At 65.1% G+C, this 13290-nt stretch carries 7 protein-coding genes; all 7 read right to left on the bottom strand.

The features are described 5' to 3' along the window. Positions 1-3: 3 nt before the first annotated feature. Positions 4-612: a cytochrome-c oxidase, cbb3-type subunit II gene (ccoO, locus tag HU752_RS23815; protein WP_186681297.1), complete on the bottom strand. Its 609-nt coding sequence runs from the start codon at positions 610-612 to the stop codon at positions 4-6. After that, a complete protein-coding gene (gene ccoN, locus HU752_RS23810) occupies positions 612-2054 on the bottom strand; it encodes a cytochrome-c oxidase, cbb3-type subunit I (RefSeq protein ID WP_186681296.1) in 1443 nt (480 codons plus the stop codon). Before ccoN (HU752_RS23810) ends, ccoO (HU752_RS23815) begins: the two co-directional genes overlap by 1 nt. A 334-nt stretch (positions 2055-2388) precedes the next feature. After that, positions 2389-3327, bottom strand: a complete 939-nt coding sequence (gene ccoP, locus HU752_RS23805; protein ID WP_186681294.1) for a cytochrome-c oxidase, cbb3-type subunit III — start codon at positions 3325-3327, stop codon at positions 2389-2391. Continuing rightward, positions 3324-3518 (bottom strand): cbb3-type cytochrome oxidase subunit 3, encoded by a 195-nt coding sequence (locus tag HU752_RS23800; RefSeq protein ID WP_275959756.1) that lies wholly within the window; start codon positions 3516-3518, stop codon positions 3324-3326. Before HU752_RS23800 ends, ccoP begins: the two co-directional genes overlap by 4 nt. Positions 3519-3521: 3 nt before the next feature. Beyond that, complete coding sequence (ccoO, locus tag HU752_RS23795; RefSeq protein WP_186681293.1) at positions 3522-4130, bottom strand: cytochrome-c oxidase, cbb3-type subunit II; 609 nt, start codon at positions 4128-4130, stop codon at positions 3522-3524. Positions 4131-4140: 10 nt separating this feature from the next. Continuing rightward, positions 4141-5565: a cytochrome-c oxidase, cbb3-type subunit I gene (gene ccoN, locus HU752_RS23790; RefSeq protein ID WP_186681291.1), complete on the bottom strand. Its 1425-nt coding sequence runs from the start codon at positions 5563-5565 to the stop codon at positions 4141-4143. Between the two features lie 212 nt (positions 5566-5777). Beyond that, positions 5778-13205, bottom strand: a complete 7428-nt coding sequence (locus HU752_RS23785; protein ID WP_186681289.1) for an Ig-like domain-containing protein — start codon at positions 13203-13205, stop codon at positions 5778-5780. Positions 13206-13290: the final 85 nt, after the last annotated feature.

Below are 13290 nucleotides of genomic sequence, written 5' to 3'. Positions count from 1 at the left end.
GAATCACCGTTTGCTTTTGATGATGGTGCCAAGGCCTTGCAGGTAGGCCACCAGCGCGTCCATTTCGGTCTTGCCCTTCACGGCATCCCTGGCACCGGCGATGTCTTCGTCGGTGTAGGGCACGCCGAGCGTGCGCAGGACTTCCATCTTCTTCGCGGTGTCCTTGCCGTCGAGCTTGTTTTCCACGAGGAACGGGTACGCCGGCATTTTCGACTCGGGCACCACGTTGCGCGGGTTGTACAGGTGCGCGCGGTGCCAGTCATCGGAGTAACGACCGCCGACACGGGCCAGGTCCGGACCGGTACGCTTGGAACCCCACAGGAACGGGTGGTCCCAAACGCTTTCACCGGCGACCGAATAGTGCCCGTAGCGTTCGGTTTCAGCGCGGAACGGCCGGATCATCTGCGAGTGGCAGCCGACACAACCGTTGGCGATGTAGATGTCACGGCCTTCCAGTTCCAGGGCGGTGCGCGGCTTCATGCCTTCGACCGGCTTGTTGGTGACGTCCTGGAAGAACAGCGGGACGATCTGGGTCAGGCCACCGACGCTCACGGCGATGACCATGAAGAAGGCCAGCAGGCCGATATTCTTCTCGACTACTTCGTGCTTCATCAGTGGGCTCCAACGACAGCGATCTGAGCAGCGGCTTCGGCTTCAGCCGGATTCGAGGCGCGAACGGTACGGAAGGTGTTGTACGCCATCAGCAGCATGCCGGTGGCGAAGAACGCCCCGCCCAGGGCGCGGACGATGTAGCCAGGGTGACTGGCCTGCAGCGCTTCGACGAAGGAGTAGGTCAGCGTGCCGTCGTCGTTGATCGCCCGCCACATCAGACCCTGGGTGATGCCGTTGACCCACATCGAGGCGATGTAGAGCACGGTACCGATGGTTGCCAGCCAGAAGTGTGCGTTGATCAGGCCAACGCTGTGCATCTGCTCGCGGCCGAACAGTTTCGGAATCATGTGGTACACCGCGCCGATGGAAATCATCGCCACCCAGCCGAGGGCGCCGGCGTGGACGTGGCCGATGGTCCAGTCGGTGTAGTGCGAGAGCGAGTTGACGGTCTTGATCGCCATCATCGGGCCTTCGAAGGTCGACATGCCGTAGAACGCCAGGGACACCACGAGGAAGCGCAGGATCGGGTCGGTACGCAGCTTATGCCAGGCACCCGAGAGGGTCATCATGCCGTTGATCATGCCGCCCCAGCTCGGTGCCAGCAGGATGATCGACATGGCCATGCCCAGCGACTGGGCCCAGTCCGGCAGGGCGGTGTAGTGCAGGTGGTGCGGGCCGGCCCAGATGTACAGGGTGATCAGTGCCCAGAAGTGGACGATGGACAGGCGATAGGAGTAGATCGGGCGTTCGGCCTGTTTCGGCACGAAGTAGTACATCATCCCGAGGAAACCGGTGGTGAGGAAGAAGCCTACGGCGTTATGGCCGTACCACCACTGGATCATCGCGTCGGTCGCGCCGGAGTAGGCCGAGTAGGACTTGAACAGGCTCACCGGCAGCGAGGCGTGGTTGACGATGTGCAGCATCGCGGTGACGACGATGAAGGCACCGTAGAACCAGTTGCCGACATAGATGTGCTTGGTCTTGCGCTTGACGATGGTGCCGAAGAACACCAGGGCGTAGACCACCCAGACGATGGCCAGCAGGATCGCCAGCGGCCATTCCAGCTCGGCGTATTCCTTGGTGGTGGTGTAGCCCAGTGGCAGGGTGACCAGGGCGCCGACGATCACGGCTTGCCAACCCCAGAAGTGGAAGGCCGCGAGGCTGTCGGAGATCAGTCGCACCTGGCAGGTACGCTGCACGACGTAGTAGGAGGTGGCGAACAGCGCACAACCGCCGAAGGCGAAGATCACCAGGTTGGTGTGCAGCGGGCGCAGGCGTCCAAAACTCGTCCACGGCAGACCGAAATTCAGCTCCGGCCAGACCAGTTGAGAGGCAATGAATACTCCGAGCCCCATGCCAAGGATCCCCCAGACCACCGTCATGATGGCGAACTGGCGGACTACCTTATAGTTATAAGCAGTCTGACTTATTGCTGTGCTCATTCTAAGGTTCCACGGTTTGGGTATAGTTATTAGGGGTGAAAATCGGCCGCAAGTATGGATAAAGAGTAGGGTCATTGCAACGCGCCATGACCTGGGTCAATACCTTGCGACGCTGATTCTGCGGCCTTTCCATGCTCGGTGTAAGGTCAAAACGCGGCCTCGCCAAAGCCGTAACCTTACGGTCGGCGTGGGATTGCGGATTGATCAAGGTTTGGAAAGCTTAGTACCGATTCCCGGGAGTGGGTAGGCGGACTGGAATCGAGGTGCGACACTCGGTCGCGCTGGGGCGGGGAACTGCCGCATCCTGATCGATGCGGCAGGAAATATCCGGTATTTATTGAGCTTTGTTTTCTCCTTGACTGCCGTGGGAGAGGCTGTACACGTAGGCGGCCAGCAACTGCACCTTGTCGTTGCCGAGCAGCTCGCTCTGGGCCGGCATGTGGCCCTGGCGACCATGGCGGATGGTCTGTTGCAGTTGCGCCAGGCTGGTGCCGTAGATGAAGGCGGCCGGCGTGGTCAGGTCCGGTGCGCCCATGGCCTGGGTACCCTGGCCGGTGGCGCCATGGCAGGCGACGCAGTTGGTGTTGAAGGTCTGCTGGCCGGCGGCCAGGTCCGCACCGTTGCCTTCCGGCAGGGGCAGCTTGCCCAGGCCGTGGCGCACATAGGCGGCGACGTTGCGCACGCCGTCTTCCCCGAGGATATCGCCCCAGGCCGGCATCGCCGCGATCCGGCCACCCATGATGGTGGTCTTGATCGTGTCGGCACTGCCGCCCCAGCGCCAGCTGTCATCGGCCAGGTTCGGGAAGCCGTAGGCACCCTTGGCGTCCGAACCGTGGCAGACCGCGCAGTTGGAGGCGAACAGGCGTCCGCCCATTTTCAGCGCCTGTGGGTCCTTGGCCACTTCTTCGACGGGCATGGCCGCGAACTTGGCGAAGATCGGGCCGAACTTGGCATCGGCCTTGTCCATTTCCTTTTCCCATTCGTGCACGCCCGTCCAGCCGTTCTCGTAGCCGGGCAGGATGCCTTTCCAGTTGCCCAGGCCCGGGTAGAGGATCAGGTAGCCGACGGAGAACACCAGGGTGCCGGCGAACAGCATGAACCACCACTGCGGCAGCGGGTTGTCGTACTCCTCGATGCCGTCGAAGCTGTGGCCCATGGTCTGGTCGACGCTGCCCTTGGTCTCGCCCTTGCGCGTACCGATCAGCAGCCAGGTCAGGCCGATCAGGCTGCCGATGGTCAGTACGCAGATGTACGTACTCCAGAAGGTGGTCATGGCCGGTTGCTCCTTGTTGCGGGGTCTTGTTCAGGTGTTTCGGGCAATGGATCGTCGGCGAACGGCAACATGCGCGCCTGGGCGAACTCCGGATTGCGCTTGGCGTTGAACACCCAGATGGCGAGGCCGACGAAGGCGATCATCACCACCAGGGTGCCGAGGCCGCGGATCATTCCGCTACTCATCTCCATGGCTCACCTCTTGCTCTTGATCGCGGTGCCGAGCACCTGCAGGTAGGCGACCAGCGCGTCCATCTCGCTCTTGCCCTTGAGGCTGGCCACGGCGCCGGCGATGTCATCGTCGGTGTAGGGCACGCCGAGGGTGCGCATGGCGCGCAGCTTGGTCTCGGTGTGGCTGCTGTCGAGGGCATTGGCGACCAGCCACGGATAGGCTGGCATCTTCGACTCGGGCACCACGTTGCGCGGGTTGTACAGGTGGGCGCGGTGCCAGTCGTCCGAGTAACGGCCGCCGACGCGGGCCAGGTCCGGGCCGGTACGCTTGGAACCCCACAGGAACGGATGGTCCCAGACGCTTTCACCGGCCACCGAGTAGTGCCCGTAGCGTTCGGTCTCGGCGCGGAACGGCCGGATCATCTGCGAGTGGCAACCGACGCAGCCTTCGCGGATGTAGATGTCGCGACCTTCCAGTTGCAGCGCGGTGTAGGGCTTCATGCCTTCGACCGGCTTGTTGGTGACGTCCTGGAAGAACAGCGGGACGATCTGGGTCAGGCCGCCGATGCTGACGGCGAACACCATCAGCAGCATCAGCAGGCCGACGTTCTTTTCGATCACTTCGTGTTTCATGGCGAACTCCTCAGGCCATCTGCGCGTTGGCGTTGACGGTGGCAGGCACTGCGCCGCGCACGGTGCGCCAGGTGTTGTAGGCCATCAGCAGCATGCCGCTGAGGAAGATGGCGCCGCCGATCAGCCGCACGATGAAGCCGGGGTGGCTGGCCACCAGGGTTTCGACGAAGGAGTAGGTCAGCGTGCCGTCCTCGTTGACCGCGCGCCACATCAGGCCCTGGGCGATGCCGTTGACCCACATCGAGGCGATGTAGAGCACGGTGCCGATGGTCGCCAGCCAGAAGTGCGCGTTGATCAGGCCGATGCTGTGCATCTGCTCGCGGCCAAAGACTTTCGGGATCATGTGGTACAGCGCGCCGATGGAGATCATCGCCACCCAGCCGAGGGCGCCGGCATGAACGTGGCCGATGGTCCAGTCGGTGTAGTGGGAGAGGGCGTTGACGGTCTTGATCGCCATCATCGGACCTTCGAAGGTCGACATGCCGTAGAACGCCAGGGATACCACGAGGAAGCGCAGGATCGGGTCGCTGCGCAGCTTATGCCAGGCGCCCGAGAGGGTCATCATGCCGTTGATCATGCCACCCCAGCTCGGTGCCAGCAGGATCAGCGACATCACCATGCCCAGCGACTGCGCCCAGTCCGGCAGGGCGGTGTAGTGCAGGTGGTGCGGGCCGGCCCAGATGTACAGGGTGATCAGTGCCCAGAAGTGGACGATCGACAGGCGGTAGGAATACACCGGACGCTCGGCCTGTTTCGGCACGAAGTAGTACATCATCCCGAGGAAGCCGGCGGTCAGGAAGAAGCCCACGGCGTTGTGGCCGTACCACCACTGCACCATGGCGTCGGTGGCGCCGGCGTAGAGCGAGTAGGACTTGGTCAGGCTGACCGGGATTTCCAGGTTGTTGACGATATGCAGGATCGCCACGGTGAGGATGAACCCGCCGAAGAACCAGTTACCGACATAGATATGCTTGGTGGTGCGCTTCATCACCGTGCCGAAGAACACGTAGGCGTAGGCGACCCAGACGATGGCGATCAGGATATCGATCGGCCACTCCAGCTCGGCGTACTCCTTGGAGCTGGTGTAGCCCAGCGGCAGGCTGATGGCCGCCAGCACGATCACCAGTTGCCAGCCCCAGAACGTGAAGGCGGCGACCTTCGGCGAAAACAGCTGGGTCTGGCAGGTGCGCTGCACCGAGTAGTAGGAGCTGGCGAACAGTGCGCAGCCGCCGAAGGCGAAGATCACCGCGTTGGTGTGCAACGGGCGCAGGCGGCCGAAGCTGGTCCACGGCAGGTTGAAGTTGAGTTCGGGCCAGACCAATTGGGCGGCGAGGAAAACCCCGAGCCCCATGCCGACGATGCCCCACACCACCGTCATAATGGCGAATTGGCGGACCACCCGGTAGTTGTAGGCGGTACTGATTGAAGTGTTCATGGTTCCCCATCCACGGTTCGGGCCAACGCGCAGACGGCCTGCCAGGCGGCCTGCATGTCCGGCCCGGAGTTATAGGCAGACTAAAGCAAGCCAAGCATGGGCAAATAGCCAGTTGCCGGTATTGACGGGGGTCAATGGGCTCCGCCATGGAGCCCTTGCCGGGGGGGCAGGGCGTCGTCGCAGCCAGCCTGCGCGACGCCCGGGTCAGGCGATCAGTTGCAAGGCAGCAGGCGGGTGCCCAGGCCAAGGCCCGAGGCATGGTGGGTCAGGGTCACCAGGCCCAGGTCTACGGTGAGCCCGGGGTGGGGAATCTCCGCCACGTCCGGCTTGCGCATGTCCAGCACCAGCAGGATCAGGCCCAGCGTGCCTTTCTTCGCGGTCATCGACCAGGTGAACTTCTCCGTGCTGTGCTGCAATGGCCAGCGATTGGCATAGAGCCTGCGGATGGCCTTGAGCTCGTCGATCTCGGGCAGCCTGAGGCCTTTTGCCGCAGCATTGGCGGCGGTTTCATCGCTGTTGCCGACGCCGAGGTCGTAGCACAGCATCACGCCGTACACGTTGACCGGGTACTTCTTGAACTGCCCGGCCTTGTCCCGCACCACGATATGGGTGCTGCCGTTGCTGCGTACCGTCACCCGGCCGTTCTGGTCGACCACCGCGACCTTCGGGTTTTCACTGCTGTAGGTATAGCCGGGAACCCCGCCGCTGGGCACCCGCTGGACCCAGGTACCCGGGCCGAATTCGGGCAGTACCTGTGGATGGCAGGGAAGCAGGAAGATCCGGCCGTGCAGGTTGGCCGCACTGGTATCGAGCACCAGTTCGGGCACGCGTATTTTCGCCCGCACCGTCAGGATCAGCCGTGGGAAGAGCACGGCGGTCGTTTCATCGGCGCTGCCATCGAAGCTCACCCTGAAGGTCAGCGTCAGGCCGCTCAGGTCGCGCAGGCTGTCGAGTCCGCTGCGTGGCAGCTTGCCGTGAATGACATCGGCGACACTCGTGACTTCCTCCGCCTTCCAGAGCGTGAAACGGTAGGGCGTGCCATCGGTGCGGGTGCCTTCGACCTGCAGCCAGACCCGTTGTCCGAGCTGGATATGCGGCCATTTGCCTATCTCTACGGTGGCATCGCCGCTGAAGGTGTTCAGGTCCAGCAGCCTGTCCCGGGCCTCGCGGACCTCGGGTGCCGGCAGGTTTCGCGGCAACAGCACCGACAGCGGCAGGGCTTCGGACGGAGACGCCACACTGCCACGGGTCACGGTGTAGCCCACGTCGACGTTTTTGCCGATATTGGCGCTGACCGCGCTGACGGGGGTGAAAAATGCCAGGCTGCCGGTTTCACTGCCCGGTTGCGCCGGCAGGGACGGCGTACCGTTGCCCGCCGTCCCGCGCCAGTAGGCCTGGACGGTATCGCTGACCTGCATGCCGTCATAGCGCACATCGATGGTCGCTCCGCGCAGTGCCTGTTCCGGCAGCAGGAACGTGTCCCCGGCCTCGCGGACCCGGGGCCTTGGCAGGTCGAGCGGGCCGGCACTGACCGGTATATGGCGTGGCAACGACGGGAACCTGTCCCCGGCGAGGATGATGACTTCGTAGTGCAGGGTGACGGACCCCCCGGCCAGCACGCTGACCTTGTCGTCGGGGATCAGGAACGGGATGTCCCGGTCGATCTCGTCCTCGCGCAGGGTGATCGTCCGGTCGTAGGACACCTCGCTGCCACTGGCCGTGCGGCCCAGCCAGAGCAGCCTGACCTGCTGGCCGGCGGCGATGAAGTCATAGGGCTCCACCAGGGCGATGACGTTGCGAAAAGCCGGGTCGAGTACGTTGCCGTTCTGCTCGGCGAGCGGCACCCGCGGCGGCTTGAGGGGCCGTGCCTGGCCGATGTTCCACAGTGGCCGGCTCTTGGAGCGGCGGCTGGGTTGATCGGTGATGTCGACGTAATAGTAGAAGCGGGCCAGGCCGCGGATGATGGCGATGAACTGCTCGTGGGGGACCAGGAACGAGACGAAGGGATCGCTGTCGTGTCCGGGCATGCTGTGGGTATAGGGCAGAAGCTGCTGGCCCTCGGCATCCTCACGCTCCACGATCAGGCGCACGGTATGGCTGCTGCTCATGCCTTCGTAGCGCAGCACCAGCACCTGGACATCGGCGCCGTCGAGCTCATCCAGGTTCAGCGTCATGCCCTGGGCCTTCGGTATGACCGGTGGCAGCAGGGACGGGTCGCCGATACCGACCTCGACGAGTGCCGGCCGTGACCATTGCGACCAGTTGCCGACCTCGTCGCGGACCTCGTAGCGCACGATGATCGAGTCGGAGTTGCCGGCGTCGTGGATGATCTGCGGGTCGATGGGTATCACCACTTCGTCACTCGCGTCCATCAGTTCGGGATGATGCACGTGGCGACCGTGCCACGACACCACGATACGGTCGCCCCGGGCCATGTTCGCGTAGCGCTTGACCACCACGCTGACGCCCTCGGGGTCCTCGATCACTCCGGGAGGCAGGACCTGGGGGAGCGCGAGCTTGTCGTTCTCGCAGAGCGTGGTGCCGCTTGCACGGGTGCACAGGCGTTCGGGAGCGCCTGGAGTCTCCAGCTTTACCCTGACCGTTTGCCGGCCTTCCTCGGGCTGTCCCCCGGGGAAGGGGGTCAGGACATAACGGACCGTCGTCGTCCCGGACGTGATCCAGCGGGTCTCGACTTTCAGGGTGACATGGCCGCTGCTGGGCGTGCTGCCCTGGACATGGGTATGGACGGGGGTGGGATGGTCGCCCCAATACAGCTCGATCCTGTCCTTGGGTTGCAGTTGCAGCGGCCCGACCAGTACCGGCAGGGCACGGTCTGGCTGGATGACATCGGTCGCTCCCACGCCGAGATCGTGGAAACTGTTGATGAACGGTGGGGGCAATGCCCGCGCGGCACGCGGCTGGCGGGTGACGCCGCTCGCCGCCGGTTTCCAGGTGCTCTCGACCGGGCCTGCCGGTTGCCATGGCGCGCTGCTGACCAGCACGCTCAGGTTGCCGGTGGCGGCGACTTTCTGCACGAAGGCGGCATCGGGCAGCTCGATCACCTGGTGGTCGCCCGAAGCACCGTTCTGTGCCGATGGATCCGGGTCGCACAGCCGGGTCTGGGCGTGGGAGCCTCGTGGGGTGTACTTGAGCAGTGCACCATCGACCGCGGAAAGATACAGCCCGCCGAGATAAGTTCCCTGCTGCTCCAGGGTCCGGGTGGCGAAGCAGATGAAACTGCTGGAAAAGAAATCCAGGACCGCCGGGCGTCCGTTGCCCAGGTAGGCCGGGCCGGTCGCGTGGGCGATGTGCAGGCTGTGCAGATCGTAGGTGTTGTCGAACGTCAGCGACAGCCGCTCCTGGTCCAGCTCCTGGGTCCGGGTGGCGATGATGGCGCGGGTGACCTTGACCCCTCGCGCGTTGCTGAACGGCTCGATGGCGGCATGGCTGCCGCTGGCCTGGCAACGATAGGTGGCACTGACCACCCATTGCTGGTGCCGGCGGCCGATCCGCTGGTGGCTGTAGCGTGCAGCGTCGTCGGGATGATTGAAGAGGGGGCCGACTTCATAGCGTTCCGGCAGCGTCGCCCGTTGTCGCGTCGGGTCCCAGCTGGCGTCGATCGGCCCGCGCGTCGACCAGAAGCTGCCGCCGCGCAGTACCTGCAGCTTGCCGCTGGCCGCGACCTGGCGCAGGTAGGCCAGCGGTGTCAGCTTGCCGTCCTCCAGCAGGCTCTGGGTCGGGATACCGTCGTCGGCGAATACCGCGCCCTCGGCGGTCTCGTCCTGCTCGGGGTACACCTCGACACGGTATTGCAGCAATGCACCGTCGGCGATCGGCAGGTAGAGATTGACGCTCGACTCCAGCCCGGGCGTCCGGGAGATGGGGCATACGCCACGGGCGGCGGCGATCAGGTGGGCGAAGTCGCGGGCACCGAGGAAATGGCGGTAGGTCGAGTCGGCCAGCAGCCCGCTCGCATCCGGCCGGGTGGGCGGTACGGCATAGACACCCTCGAAGTCGTAGCCCTGGGCGATCATCTTGAACAGGTCGACATGCTCCGGGAACACCCGGTAGCGATTGAAGCGGGAACCGGCGTCGGCGACGGCGGCGGTCGACACATATTCTTCGCGCCCGGCCTTCTTGAAGATGAAGCCGAACAGCGTGTCGTTGCGTTGACCTGCCTGGGCCAGGGCATGACGCAGGGCGTCCTGGGCATTGATATGCACCGGGCTCAGGTCCGGGAAGGCGGTGGCATGCCCGTGGTGATTCGCCAGTCGGCTGTTGCCGGCGCGGAAGCCGTCAGCGGTGGCGTTCAGGCTGGAGGCCACGCCCTTGTGGGTCCAGATGGCACCCGGTACCAGTACCAGCAGTTCTGCGGCCTGCATCAGGTCGCGGGCATAGGTGGCCACTATGCCCTTGTCTTCCGTCCTGGCGCTGCCGATCCGTCGTTGCAGGGCGTTGTCCTGCAGCTGTAGCGGCCGGTCTGCCGGTGGCGCCAGCTGGCTGGACAGCACCTGTTCATGGGCGGAGCCACTGGCCGTGTAGCGCAGCAGCGAGCCGTCGCTGCCGGAAAAGTAGCGGTAGGGGATAGAGGCACGCTCCTTGATCGCCTGGTGGATGCTCCAGGTGGGGAACAGATTGAGGTACAGCTCGGCCTCATCCTCGGGCAGGTGGAAATCGATGCTGCCCAGTCCCGAGTGGTAGATGCCGACCAGCTTGTGGTTCTCGGGGAAAAAGGCCGCCCTGACATCCGGGGGGAAAACCAGCTGGTGATCGAAAATCGCGGTGGGCGACAGCAGCGGCTCGGTGGCGACGAACAGGCCGTCCGCCCGCTGGAGCACCAGGCCGCCATGGACCTGGTCATGCCGTTGTGGAATCTGCCCGTGGGCATGCCGGGCCGCATCGTCGGCCCGGGAGAACACCGGTCCCAGTGGACGGCGCTGAAAATGCCGGTAGGGCTTCCAGATGTCGCTGACCGGACCTTCGCGGTCCCAGATTTCACTGGTCCTGAGCACGCTCAGATGGCCGGCAGCCGCCAGGCCGCGAACGAAGTAGCGGACCTCCAGATTGCCCAGGGTGACCTGTTCGCCCAGGCTCGGCTCACTGCCCTGGCGCTTGAGCAGCAGGTCCTCGGCCCGGGCGTCCTTCGACAGATACTTGAGCCAGGCCCCCTCGCGGGTGGTGAGGTACAGCGGCAAGGCCGCATCAACCGAGCCTGCCGCTCGCAGATGGGGCAGGGCGGCAGCCAGGTCGTCGGGGCTGAAGAAGTTGCGGTACTGCCAACTGTCCCCGGCCGGCAAGGGCGTCGGGTAAAGCGCGGCGCTGTAGCTGATGGCCGCCAGTTCGAGGTCGGCCGGCAGGTTTGGCTGGCCCATGGCGTTGCTGCCGAACAGCGTGGCCGGGGAGAACGGCGACGTGCCCGCCACCACGGGTTCGCAGGCGACATAACGCGACAGTTGTCGATGCTTCAGAACACAGCTGACGCGCCGCTGGCGGTGCTCCCCTGCGAGGCGTTGCAGGGCATGACGTGCGGCGGCCTCCAGGGTGTCGAACAGCGGCCCGAGGGCCGGCGCCGGTGGCGCGAGGGGCGACACGATGGGGTTGGGCGACCAGTTCGCCGGCAGCCTGCCGGGCCTGCCCCAGTAACGGTCGCCCCTGACCAGGTAGAGGCCCTGGGCCCTGGCCAGTTGCTTGATGAAGTCGCTGGGCAGCAGTTCGCCCTTTTCCAGCTGATCCTCGAGGGGGCTGTGCCCGGAACGGGCCTTGGGCAGCAGGCGGCTGACCAGTTCATCTTCCTCCTGACTGTCACTGGGCATGTACTTGATCAGGTTGAGGTCGCTCATCAGCACATAGAAGGCCTGCAGGCCCGTGGCGCGGCCAGCGATGGTGGCCAGCACTTCCTGGCCGGTGATGCTGCGATGGGCCAGGCGGAACTCATCCTCGGGCAGGTTCGACCACTGCCCGGAGCGCTCGATCTCCCTCAGGTTGATGTTGGAGCGATACACGGCATACAGCCGGTGCCCTTCCGGAAAGGCCGGCAACCCGGTTTCCGTGGTCGGATAGAGCTGGCTGGCGTTGAACTGCCGATCTTCGCTGAAGCGCGGTTGGGTGGCGACGAAGGTCTGGTCCTCGCGTTGAAAGATCAACCCGCCCATCTGCCGGGTACGCCCGCCCAGGGTGATCTCCTGGGCATAGCGGGCGGCATCGTCGGCCGAGAGAAACGCCTGGCCCAGTTCCGGTACCGCGAGGCCGGCGAACGGTTGCCAGGTATCGGCCCGTACTTCGCCGCTGCGGTTCCACAGGCGGCTGCCGGCCAGTACCCGCAGCGTTCCGGCTTCCGCCAGGCGGCGTACCCATTGCGAGGTCGACAGCTGGCCGTCGAGCAGTTCGCGGTTGAATCGCTCGGCGCGCTGTCGCCAGTCGGCACGCGCGGGGAACAGGGCCTGCTCCAGTTCGCTGTCGCGGGACTGGTAGGACAGCAGGGCGCCATCGGGGGTGCCCAGGCATAACGGTAACGGCATTGCTCCCTTGGGGCGCAGGCGTCGCGCCTGGTCGAGCCCGGCGAGCAGGTCGTGGGGACGCAGGGTATTTTCATACAGCCAGTTTTCCCGCCGGGGCGACTGTCCGGGCAGGCTGTCGCCCTGGGCGTACAGGCCGGCCAGCACCACTTGCGCCGGCAGGTCCTGCAGACCGATCGGTTCGAACAGCGCACCGGTGACGGTGACCGGCTCGGTGGCACGGAACTCGTCCCGGTGCGGGTGTTTCACGATCAGCGACTGCTGCCGGTGGCGGCCCTTGAGCCCCACCTGGCCGTGGATGTGTCGCACGGCCTCGTCGAAGCTGACGAAGGTCCGACTCAGGGCGGCCCCGGCTTTGTCCTTGCGTGGCTGGGCTGTCCGGACTCCGGCAGGGCTGGGCTTCCAGCTGGTGCTGATGCGTTGCGCAGGGCCCCAGAGGGTATCGTTCTCGACGATCGACAACTCGCCGGCCTCGGCGACCTGGTGAATCAGCGCCAGCGGCGTTACTGTCCGCTTGCCCAGGGCCGAGACCAGGGGGGCCGGCAGCTGGAGCAACTGCCCGAGTATCGCCGAGGGTGGTTCCAGGCCGGCCTTCAATTCCTGTTCGGCCTTCGAGCCGCTGGAGACGTAGCGCAACAGTACGCCGTCGTCGACGGCCAGGTAGCATGTCGTGAACCGCGAGCGCTGGCTGATGGCCTGGTGCAGGTAGCCGATCTTGTCGGCGAACCCCGCTGCCAGTGCGTGCTCGATCTGCTGGTCTTCGGACAGGCTCGCCGCGGGTGCGGTAGCGCTGTAGGACACATAGCCGCCCGCGAGGTGATGCCCCTCGGGCAACGGGCTGTCTTGCGATGGCGAAGGCCACAGGCTGGCCGTGCTACCCTGGCGAGTCGTGAACTCTTCCGGGGGGCTGGCATGGAACAGGCCCTGGGCATCGCGGGTGAGCAGTCCCCTGAAGCGGATATCGGTGGCGAATTCCGAGGCCTGGTAGGCGGCTCGCAGCTGGATGCACCGGCTCCGGGCGTCGAGCATGGCGGCATCGAGCGTGGGGAAGGCTGCGCCGTACGCCGACGAATTCGGGGCGGCAATGATGGAGCGGGAGTCGCTGGGCGACGGTTCTGAGGTCATGACATTACCCGTTGGCAAAAGGAGAGGCGGGCACCTGCGTGGGGCCCGGGGCTTCCGAGTCTTCAGAAGGTGTGCGGCCATTCTC

The organism is Pseudomonas vanderleydeniana (assembly GCF_014268755.2).
Taxonomy (GTDB): domain Bacteria; phylum Pseudomonadota; class Gammaproteobacteria; order Pseudomonadales; family Pseudomonadaceae; genus Aquipseudomonas; species Aquipseudomonas vanderleydeniana.
The sequence above is the reverse complement of the archived record's forward strand: the minus strand, read 5'-3'. Positions and strand labels throughout refer to the sequence as shown.

Bases quoted from the DNA above. Each gene is read 5' to 3' on its own strand.
- ccoO (WP_186681297.1), bottom strand. From the start codon at position 612: ATGAAGCACGAAGTAGTCGAGAAGAATATCGGCCTGCTGGCCTTCTTC.
- ccoN (WP_186681296.1), bottom strand. From the start codon at position 2,054: ATGAGCACAGCAATAAGTCAGACTGCTTATAACTATAAGGTAGTCCGC.
- ccoP (WP_186681294.1), bottom strand. From the start codon at position 3,327: ATGACCACCTTCTGGAGTACGTACATCTGCGTACTGACCATCGGCAGC.
- HU752_RS23800 (WP_275959756.1), bottom strand. From the start codon at position 3,518: ATGGAGATGAGTAGCGGAATGATCCGCGGCCTCGGCACCCTGGTGGTG.
- ccoO (WP_186681293.1), bottom strand. From the start codon at position 4,130: ATGAAACACGAAGTGATCGAAAAGAACGTCGGCCTGCTGATGCTGCTG.
- ccoN (WP_186681291.1), bottom strand. From the start codon at position 5,565: ATGAACACTTCAATCAGTACCGCCTACAACTACCGGGTGGTCCGCCAA.
- HU752_RS23785 (WP_186681289.1), bottom strand. From the start codon at position 13,205: ATGACCTCAGAACCGTCGCCCAGCGACTCCCGCTCCATCATTGCCGCC.